Origin of the sequence: Streptomyces sp. NBC_01003 (assembly GCF_045162695.1) — a bacterium.
Taxonomy (GTDB): Bacteria; Actinomycetota; Actinomycetes; order Streptomycetales; family Streptomycetaceae; genus Streptomyces.
The window spans coordinates 7378294-7392148 of the sequence record NZ_CP108707.1 but is presented as its reverse complement, the minus strand read 5'-3'; the positions used below and the strand labels follow the sequence as shown (position 1 = coordinate 7392148).

The 13855-nt window shown below is 71.4% G+C and carries 17 protein-coding genes; 6 read left to right on the top strand and 11 right to left on the bottom strand.

The window, feature by feature from the left end:
* Positions 1-86 precede the first annotated feature (86 nt).
* Complete coding sequence (locus tag OG698_RS33660; protein WP_406107494.1) at positions 87-926, top strand: serine protease; 840 nt, start codon at positions 87-89, stop codon at positions 924-926.
* Between the two features lie 23 nt (positions 927-949).
* Here OG698_RS33660 and OG698_RS33655 read toward each other — a convergent pair whose 3' ends face one another.
* Positions 950-2800 carry an FUSC family protein gene (locus tag OG698_RS33655; RefSeq protein WP_406107492.1) on the bottom strand — a complete coding sequence of 617 codons (1851 nt, stop codon included), beginning with the start codon at positions 2798-2800 and terminating at the stop codon, positions 950-952.
* 199 nt (positions 2801-2999) lie between these two features.
* On the opposite strand from OG698_RS33655, the gene OG698_RS33650 reads away from it, so the two are divergent.
* Positions 3000-3602 (top strand): 2'-5' RNA ligase family protein, encoded by a 603-nt coding sequence (locus OG698_RS33650; RefSeq protein ID WP_406107491.1) that lies wholly within the window; start codon positions 3000-3002, stop codon positions 3600-3602.
* Here the strand turns inward: OG698_RS33650 and OG698_RS33645 are convergent.
* The 3 genes from OG698_RS33645 to OG698_RS33635 are packed head-to-tail and all read right to left on the bottom strand — an operon-like array spanning position 3557 to position 5436.
* Complete coding sequence (locus OG698_RS33645; protein ID WP_406107490.1) at positions 3557-4336, bottom strand: nucleotidyltransferase family protein; 780 nt, start codon at positions 4334-4336, stop codon at positions 3557-3559. The genes OG698_RS33650 and OG698_RS33645 overlap by 46 nt on opposite strands.
* 60 nt (positions 4337-4396) lie before the next feature.
* The gene (locus OG698_RS33640) at positions 4397-4609 is read right to left on the bottom strand and encodes a DUF397 domain-containing protein (protein WP_406107488.1); all 213 of its coding nucleotides are present in this window, start codon (positions 4607-4609) and stop codon (positions 4397-4399) included.
* Positions 4606-5436, bottom strand: a complete 831-nt coding sequence (locus OG698_RS33635; protein ID WP_406107487.1) for a helix-turn-helix domain-containing protein — start codon at positions 5434-5436, stop codon at positions 4606-4608. Before OG698_RS33635 ends, OG698_RS33640 begins: the two co-directional genes overlap by 4 nt.
* Before the next feature lie 267 nt (positions 5437-5703).
* Between OG698_RS33635 and OG698_RS33630 the strand changes: the two genes are divergently transcribed.
* On the top strand, positions 5704-6135 hold the full coding sequence (locus OG698_RS33630) for an ATP-binding protein (protein ID WP_406107486.1): 432 nt from the start codon (positions 5704-5706) through the stop codon (positions 6133-6135).
* Positions 6136-6217: 82 nt separating this feature from the next.
* A complete protein-coding gene (locus tag OG698_RS33625; protein ID WP_383085743.1) occupies positions 6218-6631 on the top strand; it encodes a (2Fe-2S) ferredoxin domain-containing protein in 414 nt (137 codons plus the stop codon).
* Positions 6632-6703: 72 nt separating this feature from the next.
* On the opposite strand, the gene OG698_RS33620 is transcribed toward OG698_RS33625, so the two are convergent.
* On the bottom strand, positions 6704-8047 hold the full coding sequence (locus OG698_RS33620) for an RNA-guided endonuclease InsQ/TnpB family protein (protein WP_406111448.1): 1344 nt from the start codon (positions 8045-8047) through the stop codon (positions 6704-6706).
* A gap of 103 nt (positions 8048-8150) precedes the next feature.
* Entirely contained in the window at positions 8151-9512 is a 1362-nt protein-coding gene (locus tag OG698_RS33615) for a M20/M25/M40 family metallo-hydrolase (RefSeq protein ID WP_406107484.1), read from the bottom strand.
* Positions 9513-9644: 132 nt separating this feature from the next.
* On the opposite strand from OG698_RS33615, the gene OG698_RS33610 reads away from it, so the two are divergent.
* Positions 9645-10187 (top strand): RNA-binding S4 domain-containing protein, encoded by a 543-nt coding sequence (locus OG698_RS33610; RefSeq protein WP_406107482.1) that lies wholly within the window; start codon positions 9645-9647, stop codon positions 10185-10187.
* A 38-nt stretch (positions 10188-10225) separates the two neighbouring features.
* Here the strand turns inward: OG698_RS33610 and OG698_RS33605 are convergent, their stop codons facing one another.
* The 3 genes from OG698_RS33605 to OG698_RS33595 form a co-directional block, all read right to left on the bottom strand.
* A complete protein-coding gene (locus OG698_RS33605) occupies positions 10226-10684 on the bottom strand; it encodes a DoxX family protein (RefSeq protein WP_406107480.1) in 459 nt (152 codons plus the stop codon).
* Positions 10685-10781: 97 nt separating this feature from the next.
* Positions 10782-11459, bottom strand: coding sequence for a class I SAM-dependent methyltransferase (locus tag OG698_RS33600; protein ID WP_406107479.1), 678 nt, complete (start codon positions 11457-11459; stop codon positions 10782-10784).
* 8 nt (positions 11460-11467) lie between these two features.
* Positions 11468-12448 (bottom strand): acyltransferase domain-containing protein, encoded by a 981-nt coding sequence (locus tag OG698_RS33595; RefSeq protein WP_406111446.1) that lies wholly within the window; start codon positions 12446-12448, stop codon positions 11468-11470.
* 211 nt (positions 12449-12659) lie between these two features.
* Between OG698_RS33595 and OG698_RS33590 the strand changes: the two genes are divergently transcribed.
* A complete protein-coding gene (locus OG698_RS33590; RefSeq protein WP_406107478.1) occupies positions 12660-12956 on the top strand; it encodes a DUF6343 family protein in 297 nt (98 codons plus the stop codon).
* Positions 12957-12987: 31 nt separating this feature from the next.
* Here the strand turns inward: OG698_RS33590 and OG698_RS33585 are convergent, their stop codons facing one another.
* On the bottom strand, positions 12988-13356 hold the full coding sequence (locus OG698_RS33585; protein WP_116502684.1) for a tetratricopeptide repeat protein: 369 nt from the start codon (positions 13354-13356) through the stop codon (positions 12988-12990).
* A 103-nt stretch (positions 13357-13459) separates the two neighbouring features.
* Positions 13460-13843, bottom strand: coding sequence for a DUF3592 domain-containing protein (locus tag OG698_RS33580; protein ID WP_406107476.1), 384 nt, complete (start codon positions 13841-13843; stop codon positions 13460-13462).
* Positions 13844-13855 lie beyond the last annotated feature (12 nt).

Genomic DNA, 13855 nt, shown 5'->3' with positions numbered 1-13855 from the left:
TTGTCCGCTGACGCCGACACCACCACAATGCACATGTCAAAACCGGTAGTTGACGGTTTCAGGAAGCAACGGGAGAGGACCCCCACATGAACAAGCCTCTCGTCGGTGCGGTGTTCGGCCTGCTCCTCATAGGAGCAACAGCCGCGCCCGCCACGGCAGTCGGAGCCCAGCACGAGGCCAAGGCCAAGGCAAAGGCGGTCACCTTCGCCGGGACGGTGGCGCTCAGCAACTGCTCCGGGTCGGTCGTCCGCGTGCCGGACTCCCAGCCCACGGACCCGGCCCTGGTCATGTCCAACGGGCACTGCCTCGAGAGCGGTTTCCCCGGCCCGGGCGAGGTCGTCGTCGACCAGCCGTCGTCCCGCACCTTCAGCCTGCTCAACTCCGCGGGCAGCAAGGTCGCGACGCTGCGCGCGGACAAGATCGCGTACGGCACGATGACGGACACGGACGTCTCGCTCTACCAACTCACCAGCACCTACGCGCAGATCGAGAGCTCGTACGGCATCAAGGCCCTCGAACTGTCGGCCTCGCACCCCACGGCGGGCACGGCCATCACGGTGGTCTCCGGCTACTGGAAGAAGACCTACAGCTGCAACATCGACGGCTTCGCATACCGCCTCAAGGAGGGCGAGTGGACCTGGAAGGACTCGGTCCGCTACACCTCCACGTGCAACACGATCGGCGGCACCTCGGGCTCCCCCGTCGTCGACCAGGCATCCGGCAAGGTCGTCGCGGTCAACAACACGGGCAACGAGGACGGCGCCCGCTGCACGGACAACAACCCGTGCGAGGTCGACGAGAACGGCACCGTCACGGTCCGCAAGGGCATCAACTACGCGCAGGAGACGTACGGGATCGTGCCGTGCGTCGGGATCGGCAACAAGATCGACCTGAGCGCGGCGGGCTGTGAGCTTCCGAAGCCGTAACTCCCCGTCCTGAACATCCCTTCCTAGGCGGCGAGTTCCGCGAGCAGCGCGTCGATCCGTTCGGCGTGCTGCTCCGGGACGCGGCCCGTGTCGTCGAGGTGCACGGCGCAGGACGTGGTCGTGTCGACCAGGGCTTCGAGGGTGACGGCGACGTCTTCGGTGCCGGCCGTGTGGCGGGCGAGGGCGGGAAGTTCAGCGGCGGCGAGGTCGATCGCGGTGCGCGCCTCCGCGAGCGCGCGGTACGCCTCGCGGCGCAGGGTCCAGCGTCCGGCGCGGTCGTCGGATCCGCTGAGGACATGGAGTACGTAGGCGTGCGCGGCCTCGCCGGCGGTGGTCAGGCGCGTACGGACGGCGCCGCCGCGGCCCGGCACGGGAAGCGGCAGGTGACCCACGCACAGCACGATCGCGCACGCGAGGAGCGTCTCCCCGATCCGGGCCAGGGCCATCTGCGGCTCCCCGCCCACCATCACGAGGGACAGCACGAAGACGGTCACGACGGCGGTCTGGGCGGCGAAGTGCCGGGTGGCCACGGGGATCAGCGCGCCGCCGAGGGCCACCAGTGCGACGGGCCCCGCCGGGCTCGGCAGCAGCGCGGCGAGCCCCGCGAAGAGGGCCGCGCCGACCACCGTCCCGAGCGCCCGGCACAGCACGCGCGAGGCGAGCGGCCCGAGGTCCGGCTTGACGAGGAAGACGGCGGTCGCGGGCAGCCAGTACCAGTGGGCGTTGTGCAGGAACTGCGCGACGGCAACGCCTGCCCCGAAGCAGAGCGCCACGCGGATCCCGTACTCGCGCCCGGCGGGGCCGACGGCTCTGCGCAGGGCGGTGACGGGGGTGCGGGGGCGGGTGTGCAGCGGCTTCGCACCGGCGCCGCGCCAGGTCCTCACGCGTACGTTCGGTACCGCGCGCGTCGACCGGTCGTGGTCCCGTACCGGACCGTCGAACACCACGGCCGCGTGCAGCAGTGCCTCGTCCAGCGCGCGCAGGGCCGCGTCGGAGCGGGCGGGCGCGGGCAGCGGGCCGCACGGCTGCGCGGAGCGGACGGCGTCGGCGAGGCGCCACAGGCCCTCCGACGCGCGGGCCGGGAGCGGGCTCCCCGCCCAGGCCAGGGCCGTTGCCGCCTCGGCGAGCGGCAGGGCGGCGGCGTACTGCGCGTGCAGGCGGCGTTCTTCGCGGGAGCCCGCGAACCGGCGCAGACGCGGTCCGGACAGGGCGTCCTGCGCATGGTCGAGCGCGGCGGTCAGGGCGGCGCGATGTGCGGTGGCCCGGGGTGTGCCCGCCGCGTCGACGAGTCCGGCGACGGCCGCGTACACCTGGGCGACGGCGGCGCGTTCACCGTCGAACCGGTACGCGCCCGCCCCACCCGGCGACGGCAGCACGCTCCGCAGGACGAGGAGCCAGCCCGCGCCCGCGAGGAACAGCAGCGCCCGCTGCCAGCCGGCTTCAGGCAGCGGCATGCCCGCGCCGATCGCGACGGCGACGAGGAGTTGTGTTCCGCAGGCGGACGCGACGGGCCCGACGGCGCTGACGGCGCCGCCCGCGAACCCGAGCAGCGCGAACACGCCGATCAGCGCGGCGGGACCGGCAAGTGCGCCGACCCAGGTGCCGAGGGCCAGACCGCCCGCGCCGACCAGGGCGGGCACCCCGATCCGGGACACCGCCGCGCGACGGCTGCCGGGCCGGTCGTTGATCCCGGCGAGCATCGCGCCGAGCGCGGCGAGCACCCCGGCGGAAGGGCGCCCGGCGAGCAGGGCCGCCACCACGAGCGGCCCGGCGGCGAGGGCGCCGCGTACGACGGCGCTCCACGGGAGGGGGCCCCGCTGGGCACGCAGCGCGTGGCCGAGCCAGGGCGGAAGGGGACGGGGGGTGGTGCGCACGGTGCTCCTGTCGGCGACGGCGGTTCCGGGGCGGGGGTGTGCCGCGGGACGACGTCGGCCTGGGCTGATACCTCGACGCTAGGTGGCGTATTTGGAGGGAAAGGTACGTGCGCGTTTCATCGATGTGACGATGTGCGGGACTTGTCGGATCTGGCCCGCCGCAGGTCACCGGGGTGGCAGCGTGACAGGATGGCGCGCCGTGAGCAGCGAGGACGGCTGGCCGGACGTGCCCGGCGACACGGCCCTGACGATCCGGATCCCGGAGGCGGACGCCTTCGTACGGGCGCCGTTCCCGGCCCACATCACGGTGCTGTACCCCTTCCTCCCCGCCGCACGGATCACGCCGGAGGTCCACGCCGAGCTGGCGGCGCTGTTCTCGGACCGGGACCCGTTCGTCCTGACGTTCGCCGAGTTCCGTCGGTACCCGGGTGTCCTCTATCTCCCGCCCGCCCCCGATCACCCCGTCCGCGCCCTGACGAGGGCGGTGCGGGAGCGCTGGCCGGAGGCGGTGCCCTACCGGGGCGTGTTCGGGCCGGAGGGCCTGGACCCCCACCTCACGCTGGCAAACGACGAAGGGCCGGAGACGTACGAGAGGGCGTACGACGCGCTGGAGCGGGAGCTGCGACCGATGCTTCCGGTGACGGCGCGCGTCGGGTCGGTGCGCCTGATCGTGACGGACGGGCGGGTGTGGGAGGACGGCGCGGTGTACGAGCTGGGGCGCTCGCCTGCACCACCCACTCGACCGGCTCCGCCGGATCAGGTCCTGCGCGCGGAGTCGACGGCGCTCTCCAGGAGGACCTGAGTCCGATCGACCACGTCCGTCAGGTCGCCCGATGCCCCCGCGAGCAGGCTGTGGATGCCCAGCAGGCCCGCTCGCTCCAGGAGCCGCTTCTCATTGGTGACCCACTCACCGCGGGCGGCGAGGACGGCGTGAGCGGCCGACATCGCTGCCACGGCGACCGCGCCGTGGACCTCGGCTCTGCCGCCCGTGGGCGCGTTGTTGGCCCTCGCGTAGTGCAGCGTGCCGGCGGCCCGGCCCCACCACATCTCGGGGGCCGCCTTGCGCAGAGCCTCGGGGTAGCCGTCGGGACGGGGCACCGTACCGCTCAGCACTTGGTTGACGGCGAGCTCGGCGACGACGAGGTAGGTCGGGATCCCGGCCAGGTGGAACATCAGCGGCTCCCAGCGGACCCGCCCCCGCCCGGCCTCGGCCAACTCCCGCTCCACCACGTCGAGATCCCGGTAGTGGACGTCGACACGCCGCCCGTCGACGGTCAGCCACGCCCCGCCGTTGAAGACCCCGCCACCCCACCCACCGATCTCGGACACCTCCCCTTCCCACCCGACGCCCCGCAGGTCGTCCGGCTGGAAATCACCCCGGTAGTAGATCGCGAAGTCCCAGTCGCTGTCGGGCCGTTGAGTTCCCCGGGCCCGCGAACCGCCGAGCGCGACGGCCCGCACACCGGGAAGCGCGGCGAGCCGCTCGGCGACATGGTCGGGGAAGACGACATCGGGCATGGCAGGAGCGACAGACATGAGGGCACGCTATCCAAGGCGCGGGCAGCCGGGCGATTGAGAAAACGACCTAGAGCCGCCTTACGCGGTGTGCCGGGCGGCAAACCCGACGAACTCGGTCCAGGCGGTCGCCGTAAGGCTCACTACGGGGCCCGCCTTGTCCTTCGAGTCACGGACGTGCGTGAGGCCCAGCCGGGACGCGACCTCGACACACTCGCCGCCGTTCCCGGCGCTGTAACTGCTTTTGAACCAAGTCAGCTCATCACTGTTCGGCCCGGCCACTGCCCCGCTCATCTCTCTCCCAACAACTTCTCGATCAACGAAAGCGATTCGGCCGGTGTGAGCGCCTGCGCGCGGAGACTCCCGTACGCAGCCTCGATCTCCCGGACCTTTCCCCGCTCCGTATGGACGCGGCTGTCACCCTGGACCTCCGTGTAGGCGATCCTCCGCCCATCCCTGGTCTCCATCAAGGTGAACGGGCCAGCCAGTCCTGCATGTTCCAGGCGGGAGAGCGGCATCACCTGAATCTCGACGTTCCGCTTCTCACTGGCCAGAAGGAACTGCTCCAGCTGACCGCGCCAAACGAACTCCCCGCCAAGAGGACGGTGCAGTACAGCCTCCTCGATCACGAAGCTCATGTGAGGCGCCGGGCGCCGGGCGAAGATCTCCTGCCGCGCCAGTCGAGCTGCTACTCGCTGTTCGATGAGAACTTCATCAAGCAGAGGCCGCCACATCGCGAAGACCGCCCGCGCGTACTCCTCTGTCTGCAACAGCCCCGGCGCAGCCTGGGTCGCGTACACATGCGACTCGACCGCATGCGCCTCATGCTGTGCCGCATCCCTGAAGAACGCCGGATACTGCGCCCGAGCCACCTCCTCCTTCCCCACCCTCAGCACCCCACCCGCGTCGAGCACTTCATCAGCGAGGTCGATGAACTTGGGCGGCGGAATCCTCCTCCCCTGCTCGAACGACGCGATCGTCGACGCCGAGTACCCCGTCCGCGCCCCCAGCTCCGCCCGGTCCAACCCCGCCCGCTCCCGGCAAAGCTTCAGCTGACGTCCGAACACATACAGAATCCCCGCCCCGAACTCGTGCTCCCCCTCCGCCTGCTGGTCCTCCACGCCCGGCACCTCCCGTACGTTCCACCGCCGCCACCGAACACCACGCAACCGCCACCGCAACCGCTCCCGCGGACAACGCGCCGCACGGAAGGCCGGTCACGCCTCGCCGCGCGTACAACGGCACGCCGGCCGCGTACAACGACCACCGGTCAGCGCGTCGCTCCTGTTCAAAGCTACGCACAGGCCAGGACCGTTGACGGCATGAAGGCCGTAACTCCCCCACAAGGGCATATGCCCCAACGCACCGCGTCCGTACACGAGTTCGCCATGCGGTTCACTTCGACCCCACGCGGCGCACGACTCGCCCGCCGTCTCATCTCCCACCGCCTGAACGACTGGGGCCACCCCTACACCTCGCCCACCAACGAGACCGTCACCCTCATCACCGCGGAGCTGACCGCGAACGCGGTCCGGCACGGCCACGTCCCCGGCCGCGACTTCCACCTCCGCCTCGCCGAGGCCGACGGCGCCTTACGGGTCGAAGTCACCGACACCCGCGCCGAGAGGCTCCCCGCCACGGGAACGCCGGCTCCGGACGGCGAGTCGGGCCGTGGCCTCCTCCTCGTCGACGCACTCGCGGACGACTGGGGCGTCACTCCTCGCCCGTCCGCCCCTGGCAAGACGGTCTGGGCCGAACTTCGTCCGCGCAGCTCAGAGCGGCCTTCTGTGAACTGCGGGGCTCATCCCTCATCACCCTGACGGCGGTGGCGGGCGCGCATGACGGAGAATCTCTTCCGTACCTGTACGCGGGAGTTCTGTGCCCGCCCGGACAAGGAGTTCCGTGCCCACCCGCACACCGATAGGCGCCGCCCGTACCCTTCCCTGCACCCTCGTCGTGTGCCGGGGCTGCTGCTGCGGCAATGCGGCGAAGTACCCCGGCTACGACCACGCCTGGCAGCTGGAGCGGCTGCGGGCCGCGGCCGACTCGTCCGGCGGGCGGGTCGCCGTGCGGGTGACGGACTGTCTGGGCCCGTGCGACCAGGCGAACGTCATGGTCGTGCAGCCGTCGGGCGAGGGCCGGCGGCGCGGCGGGCGCCCCGCGTGGGTGGGCTGGTCGATGGGGGACGACGCGACGGACGAGATCCTGCGCTGGGCCGAGGCGGGCGGCCCCGGGATCGCCCCGGCCCCGGCCGCTCTGGAGCTCCAGTTCATCGAGACCCCGGGCGAACGGACCCGCCGCCGCACGCGCCGCTGACGGCCGAAGGCCCGAAAGAGGAGACGCGCACCCGTCACGTCCACGCCGCCCCCGCCGCCACGAACGCGCAGATCAGCACGAACAGGATGGCCAGCAGCGGCCAGACGAAGCGCAGGTACTTGTCTTGACTCGTACTCCCTCCTGGAAGGAGGGAGATTCTGGCCGGTCCCGCTCGTTGCTGTGCCGCTGCGCGGCACGTACTTGGGGCGGGATTCCGTGACTTCCTGTTTCTTCGCGCTGTGCCAGAACGAGTTCTGGTCCTACCGGCGCTCCGCAGGCCGATGCCGCCAGCCCGGCGGCCGCTTTCACGTTGATTGCGGCGTTGACATCCCGGTCGTGGCGGGTGCCGCAGGCGGGACAGGCCCACTCCCGCACGTCGAGCGGTTTGGGCCCGTCCCGGTGTCCGCAGGCCGAACACACCTGGCTGGTGGGCTCGAACCGCCCGATCTTGATGAAAGTCCGCCCGTACCGCTTCGCCTTGTACTCCAGCATGGTCACGAACTGCGACCAGCCCGCATCGTGCACGCTCTTGGCCAGCCTCGTGCGCGCGAGGCCGGAGACCGCCAGATCCTCCACCGCGACCGCTTGGTTCTCGCGGATCAGCTTCGTGGAGAGTTGGTGGTGGAACTCCTTGCGCGCATCGGCCACTTGAGCGTAGGCACGGGCGACCTTCAGGCGGGCCTTGACCCGGTTCTTCGATCCCTTCCGCTTACGCGACAGCTCACGCTGAGCCTTCTTCAGCTTCTTCTCGGCCCGGCGCAAAAACCTCGGAGAGTCGATCTTCGTTCCGTCCGAGAGGACCGCGAAGTGCGTGAGCCCCAAATCGATACCGATCGCACTGTCGGGGTCCGGGGTGCCCCAGCGGATGCGGTCGGTGTCGGTGTCGGTGTCGATGACGAAGCTGGCGAAGTACCGGCCGGCCGCATCCCTGATCACCGTCACACTCGACGGCACGGCAGGCAGTGCCCGCGACCACTTCACCTTGATCTCGCCGATCTTCGGCAGCGACAGCCGCCCACTCCCGGTGATCTTCCAGCGGGCGTTCGCGGTGAACCGGATCGACTGCCGCCCGTCTTTACGCGACCTGAACCGCGGCGCGCCGACCTTCCGGCCTTTGCGCTCTGTCTTGAGGTAAGCGAAGAAGTTGCGGTAGGCGGCCTCCATGTCCCGCAGGGCCTGCTGCAGGACGACTGAGGACACCTCGGCCAGCCAGGAGCGCTCGGCGCGGTTCTTCGCCTGGGTGATCAGCTGCTGGGAAAGGGCGGCCGCGGTCGGGAAGGGTTCCCCGGCCGTGCGGGCATCCTCACGGGCGCGCACCGCGTCGTTGAACACGACGCGGGCACACCCGAACGCCCGTGCCAGCGCCATGCGTTGGCCAGGCTCCGGGTACACGCGGAAGGCGTACCGAAGCTGCATACGGTGATCGTACGAACAGCCGCATTCAATGTCGCCGGGAACACCCGTTCCCCGCCTCACCCTGGCTGAGGGTGTTGGGGTGTTTCCGTCTCGGTGGGCGCACTCATGAGGCGGCTCCGGCGCGGAAGTCGGCGGCGTACTCGCGGACGAACGCGCACATCGCGACGACGGTGCTGCGCAACTCGGAGAACAGGACGCGCTCGTTGGGGGCGTGCAGATTGCACATGCTGTCCTGGGCGCCGAAGAGGAGGACCTCGGCTCCGGGGGCGGCCTTCGCGAGGCCGTTGACGAGCGGGATGGAGCCGCCGGTCGCGACGTAGGAGGCGTCCGTGCCCCAGGCCTCCTTGAGCGCGGTGAGCGCGGCGCGGTAGGCGGGGCCTCCGGTCGCGGCCTCGTAGCCGGGGCCGGTGTCGCCGGGCGTGATGGCGAGCGGGATACCGAAGGGCTTGAGGGAGCTCAGGTGGTCGACGAGCCTGGCCTGCGCCTCCTTCGGGTCCTGGAGCGGGTGGAAGCGGAGGTTGAGCTTGGCGCGGGCGTAGGGCACGACGGCGGATGCGGCGTGTTCGACGGCGGGGGCGTCGAGGCCGATGACGGTGATCGCGGGGCCGCTCCACAGGCGCTCACCGAGGGTGCCGCTGCCGATGAGCGGCAGGCCGCCCTCGACGCCGGCGAGGGAGCGGAACTCGTCCTCCGTGTAGCTCGTGCCGGTCCACTCGTCGCGGCGCAGCCCCTCGACGGCGACGTCCCCGTGCACGTCGTGCAGGGTGGCGAGGGCCTTGAGCAGGACGAGCAGGGCGTCGGGTGCCGCTCCGCCGAACTCGCCGCTGTGGCGCGGCTCTTCGAGGGTGCGGACCTCGACGACGACCTCGGACGCGCCGCGCAGGCCCGTGGTGAGGGTGGGGGTGCCGGGGCGGAGGTTGCCGAGGTCGGCGATGACCATGGCGTCGCAGGCGAACCGCTCGGGGTCGGTGGGCGGGTAGTCGTCGAAAGGGCTGCCGTACTCCTCCTGCCCCTCGAAGACGATCTTGACGCCGACGGGCGGGCGGCCCTTGAAGACCCGCAGCATGCCAAGGTGCGCGATGACGTTCGACTTGTCGTCGGCGATGCCGCGCGCCCGCAGTCCGCCCTCGACGGGGGTCGGCTCGAAGGGCGGGGACTTCCAGAGCTTCTCGTCGCCGGGCGGCTGGACGTCGTAGTGCGAGTAGAGCAGGACGGTGGGCGCGTCGGGGGTCGGCGGCGGGATCTCGCCGAAGATGACGGGGGCGGTGTCGGGCAGGTCGATCCGCTCGACGCGCTCGACACCGGCGTCCCTGAGCAGCCCGACCAGCAGGTCGTGCGCCTCCCGCACAGGCTCGGCCGGGAAGCCGGGGAAGGCGATCGACGGGATGGCGGCGAGCCGCTCCAGGTCGGCGCGGAGTCCGTCCATCAGGCCGTCGACTTCGGCTGGCAGGTCCCTGGCGTCCATGGCGTCCAAACCCCTCGCTGTCCGGTGGCTGCCCTTGAAATGCATGGCATTTTGTCCGGATTATCCGTCGGGGTGGCGTGTGGCGTCCGGGTGACTCGCCGGATCGGGGCAATCCGGGATTAAGGTCGGTACATGGCTTCGGATTCTGCTTCGGATTCTGTTTCGGACACTGATGCGGGTACTGGTTCGCATCCTGCTTCGGGTACCGCTTCGAACACCGCGGACGCGGCGCGGGCGGCCGCGCCCGGCGCCGGTGAGAGTGTGCGGATCGACAGCTGGATCTGGTCCGTGCGGCTGGCCAAGACGCGCTCGGCGGGCGCGACGGCGTGCCGGGGCGGGCATGTGAAGGTCAACGGCGATCGCGTGAAGGCCGCCTACAACGTGCGCGTGGGCGACGAGGTGCGGGTGCGGCAGGCCGGCGGGCACGAGCGGGTCGTGATCGTGAAGCGCCTGATCCGCAAGCGCGTGGGCGCCCCGGTCGCCGTCGAGTGCTACGTGGACAACAGCCCGCCGCCCCCGCCGCGCGCCGCCGTCGCCCCCGTGGCCATCCGCGACCGCGGCGCGGGCCGCCCGACGAAGCGGGACCGCAGGGACATGGACCGGCTGCGCGCGACGTTCGGCGCGGGCCCCGTACCCCCGGCGCAGGATCACGCGGACGGACGCGAAAAAGGCTGACCCCGTACGTCGACGGGATCAGCCTCCGGCCGCGCGGGTCACGCCCGGCGCTTGACCAGGCGGACCAGATCCGCGTTGCTCCGGCGCCGTGTCCACGCGAGGAGTGCCAGCGGGGCGATGAGGATGAGCGGCGTCGCCGCGTTCTCCCCGTCGAAGTACGACATCTGCACGACGAACGCGCCGGCCATCAGCGCGCCCAGCGCGATCGGGGCGACTCCGGAGAGCACCGGCACCAACAGGGCGATTCCTCCGGCCAGTTCGAGAACGCCGATGATGTACATCGCCGCGCTCCCCCACCCGATCGTGTCGAACGACTCGACCGCCGACGGGTGCGCGATCAGCTTGGGCAGGGCGCTCGCGACGCCGTAGAACAGCGCGAGCAGCACCGTGAGCGTGCGCAGCGCGATGCGGGCGGCGCGGGCCCTGCCGGCGGCCGGGGCGGCGGTGACGGAGGCGGCGGAAGCGGCGGTCGTGACGGGGGCGGTGGTCTCGGACATGGGGTGCTCCTCGGTGAGTCGGCGCCGGACCTTGCTGTCCGGCTGTCACAGAGGTAGACGGCGGCACCCCATGCAACTCATCGGTCGCCCGGCGCCTTTATGCAGGCACCGCCCGCACCCACACCTGGTCGTCCGTGAGATACCGGTCGACCTTCAACCCGGCCTGGGCGAGCGCCTCTTCGAACTGCTCCTGCGTCAGGGGCCGCGCCAGGAACGTGTGTGTCCAGGCCGCGTCGGGGAACTCGTACTCCGCACGCACCGAGTTCACCCCGTCCCCGACGGGGTCCGCGGACACGATGCGGAGCGTGAAACCGCTCGGGTCCACGCGCTCGCGCGGCAGGTTCGTGTGGTAGTCCGGGCCCTCGCGCTGGATCAGCACGCAGCCCTTGTCGGCGACATGACGCCGACAGGTGTCGAGCAGCCCCTGCCGCACCGCCACATCTCCGGCGTGCACGAGGAACGACGCGAGCAGCACCACGTCGAACGTCCCGCCCGCGTCCAGCGACTCGACCGGCGAACAGATCGTCCGCGCCCCGCGCACCCGCTCCAGCATCTCGGCGGACTCGTCCACGGCCGTGACCGTGAAGCCGCGCTCGATGAGGGGGTGCGTCATCCGGCCGACGCCGCTGCCCAGTTCGAGAATGCTCGCTCCCGCGGGCACGGCCGCGGCGATGATGTCGGGCTCGTCCCCTACGGGCAGGCGCGCGTACAGATCGACCGCGCAGCCGTCCGGCGTGATGGCGCCGGGTCCCGTCCCTCCGTATCCCTCACGCATCTCAAGGCTCATGCCCCTTCAACGAGCCGTCCTGGGGCGGCAGTTCCCGACCACGGCAACGGGAACCAGCCATGCCCTGCGTACCAGTGCCCGCCGTTCCGCAGATGGTCGCCGACGGCCCGCTCGACGCTCGTGCGGCGCGGCAGCGCACCGATGGGGAGACGGGGGTCGCCGAAGACGAAGCCGACCGGGCCCTCGTCGTCCGGTTCCGTTTCCTCCCAGGACGTACGGAATCGCTCCTGGAAGCGCACCAGGTTGGAGTCCTTCGGCAGCTGGTCCTTCAGCTGGGCATCGAGGAGCCAGGAGTGGCAGACGGCGGTTTCATAGCGCTCCTCGGGGTAGTGGCGCGCGAAGAACTCCCTGGCCAGAGCGAGGGACCGGTCGCACGCGCGCGGGGACAGCGGGCCCCGGAAGTCGGGGATATGGAGGTTCATGCACAGGTCGTCCGCCGTCACCGGCAGGCCCGCGGCGGCGGCCGCGCCTGCCGAGCGCCCGCCGAGCAGGGCCCGCTGGTACTGGAGCCGGCCCAGCTGGTAGAGCTCCCCGTGGAAGTGCAGGCCGAGCCAGGCGACCGCGTGAATGCCGCAACTGCCGTACCGCCTGCGGTGGACGGCCATGTGGCGCCCCAGGTCGGCGAGGGTGCGCCGCGAGACGTCGTCCGGCACCCCGAGACCGCGGTGGTACGCGCGCGTGGCGGGCAGCGCCGCCACGTAGACGTACACGGAGAAGCAGCGTTCGAGGAGGTCGCCGCCGTCGGGCGGGGACGGGAAGCGGGGGCCTCCGCCGACCGTGCCCATGTCCCGGGTGACGGCGTCCACGGCCCGCTCCAGGAGATCGCGCACTCCGGGATCGTCGGCCACGCGGGGACGCAGCGCGACGAGTTCGTTGATGTCCTCGTGGGCGACCCCGAGGTCGAGGAGGACCTCGGGCAGGTCCTCCGCGTCGGGGATTACCGCCTCCGCCCGCCCCTGTCCGTCGAGCGCCTCCACCCATCCCGCGAGCCGCTCACCGCTCTTCCGCCCGTCCAGCACGCGTCCTCCCCTCCGCCGGCCGAACCCGGCGACCGAACTCCGCCGACCGGAAACCACCTCACCTTTTCAGGGAACGGTGCGCCGCGCGAGGGTACGGACGCACCCGACACCTGCGCCCGTGAAGAGGCACCCTGGAGGGGGTACCTCTTCACGGGCGGAGGCGGTGACGATGCGTACGGGCAGTGAACCCGTGACCGCGCGCAGTTCCCTGCGCGCCCGGCTGTGGCTCAGCATCTGGGGTCTGGCCTGGTCGATCTTCGGCACGGTCGCGTTCATCCTCACGGACCGCCCGTGGTGGGCGTTCGCGTGCGGTGTGCTGTGGCTGATCGTGACCGTCGACCTGTTCGTGATCACCCGCCACATCCGGCAGGGCCCGCACTACCAGCCGGGCCCCGACGTACCGCCCTACGAACCCCCGGACGTACCGCCCGTACCGCCCTGCAATCCCCCGGACGACAAGCCCTAGACCGCCCCGGAACTCCCTAGGGGGCCTCGCCTTACGGAGCGTCGTCGAAAGCGGCCGCGGCCACGTAGTCCGGCTGCGGATCGAGCGCCGCTGCCAGCCGGAAATGGCGCCGCGCCTGGTCGGGCCGCGCGGCACGCTGATAGGTGCGCGCGAGCGCGAAATGCGCGAACGCGTTGTCCGGCTCGCGCTCCAGGACGATGGTGAACTCGAGCTCGGCCGCGCGCAGTTGGGCCGCGGCGAAGAACGCGCGGGCCCGTAGCAGCCGCGCCGCCGTGTTCTCGGGGTGGGCCGCGATGACCGGGTCGAGCAGTTTCACCGCGCCTCGCGGATCACGCGCCGCGAGCAGTTGCTCAGCGGCGCGGAAGTCGATGACGTGCGTCTCCGGGTTGGAGTGGGGCACAGTTGTCTCCCTCCTTCGTCATCCACGTCAACGGCGTGGACTGTCGGCCCTATTCCTCCCCCGTAACACCCTGACGTACGTACGTCCGACCGAGTCGAAAGGCTCAGCGCCCGGTCACCACGAGTACCGCGCCGAGCACGGCCAGCGCCACTCCCGCGGCCACGAACACCCAGTCGAGGACGGGCCGCTCGCCGCCGATGAGCACGGTCTCGCGCGGGTCGTCGACGTCGTACGCGATACCGACCAGGCTGCCCGCCGGCAGCGGCAGCCGCCGGGTGGGCGGCGCGGGGGACGGCACCTCGACGACGCGGCCGTCGTGTGTCTCGAACTGCAGCAGGGGCCGCTCGGAACCCGCCTGCGGGGGTTTCACGAGTGCCTGCGTGACGCGTCCGGCCTCGCTGATCCGCCGGGTCCGGCGCAGCCCGTACGCCCCGGCGAGGATCGCCACCAGGCCGCCGAGGAAGGTGAACGCCGCCAGTACGACCACGCCCGTCCCCCT

Coding starts and splice junctions, on each gene's coding strand:
- OG698_RS33660 (WP_406107494.1), top strand. CDS start 87: ATGAACAAGCCTCTCGTCGGTGCGGTGTTCGGCCTGCTCCTCATAGGA.
- OG698_RS33645 (WP_406107490.1), bottom strand. CDS start 4,336: ATGTCTGTCGCTCCTGCCATGCCCGATGTCGTCTTCCCCGACCATGTC.
- OG698_RS33640 (WP_406107488.1), bottom strand. CDS start 4,609: ATGAGCGGGGCAGTGGCCGGGCCGAACAGTGATGAGCTGACTTGGTTC.
- OG698_RS33630 (WP_406107486.1), top strand. CDS start 5,704: ATGCGGTTCACTTCGACCCCACGCGGCGCACGACTCGCCCGCCGTCTC.
- OG698_RS33620 (WP_406111448.1), bottom strand. CDS start 8,047: ATGCAGCTTCGGTACGCCTTCCGCGTGTACCCGGAGCCTGGCCAACGC.
- OG698_RS33615 (WP_406107484.1), bottom strand. CDS start 9,512: ATGGACGCCAGGGACCTGCCAGCCGAAGTCGACGGCCTGATGGACGGA.
- OG698_RS33610 (WP_406107482.1), top strand. CDS start 9,645: ATGGCTTCGGATTCTGCTTCGGATTCTGTTTCGGACACTGATGCGGGT.
- OG698_RS33605 (WP_406107480.1), bottom strand. CDS start 10,684: ATGTCCGAGACCACCGCCCCCGTCACGACCGCCGCTTCCGCCGCCTCC.
- OG698_RS33600 (WP_406107479.1), bottom strand. CDS start 11,459: ATGCGTGAGGGATACGGAGGGACGGGACCCGGCGCCATCACGCCGGAC.
- OG698_RS33590 (WP_406107478.1), top strand. CDS start 12,660: ATGCGTACGGGCAGTGAACCCGTGACCGCGCGCAGTTCCCTGCGCGCC.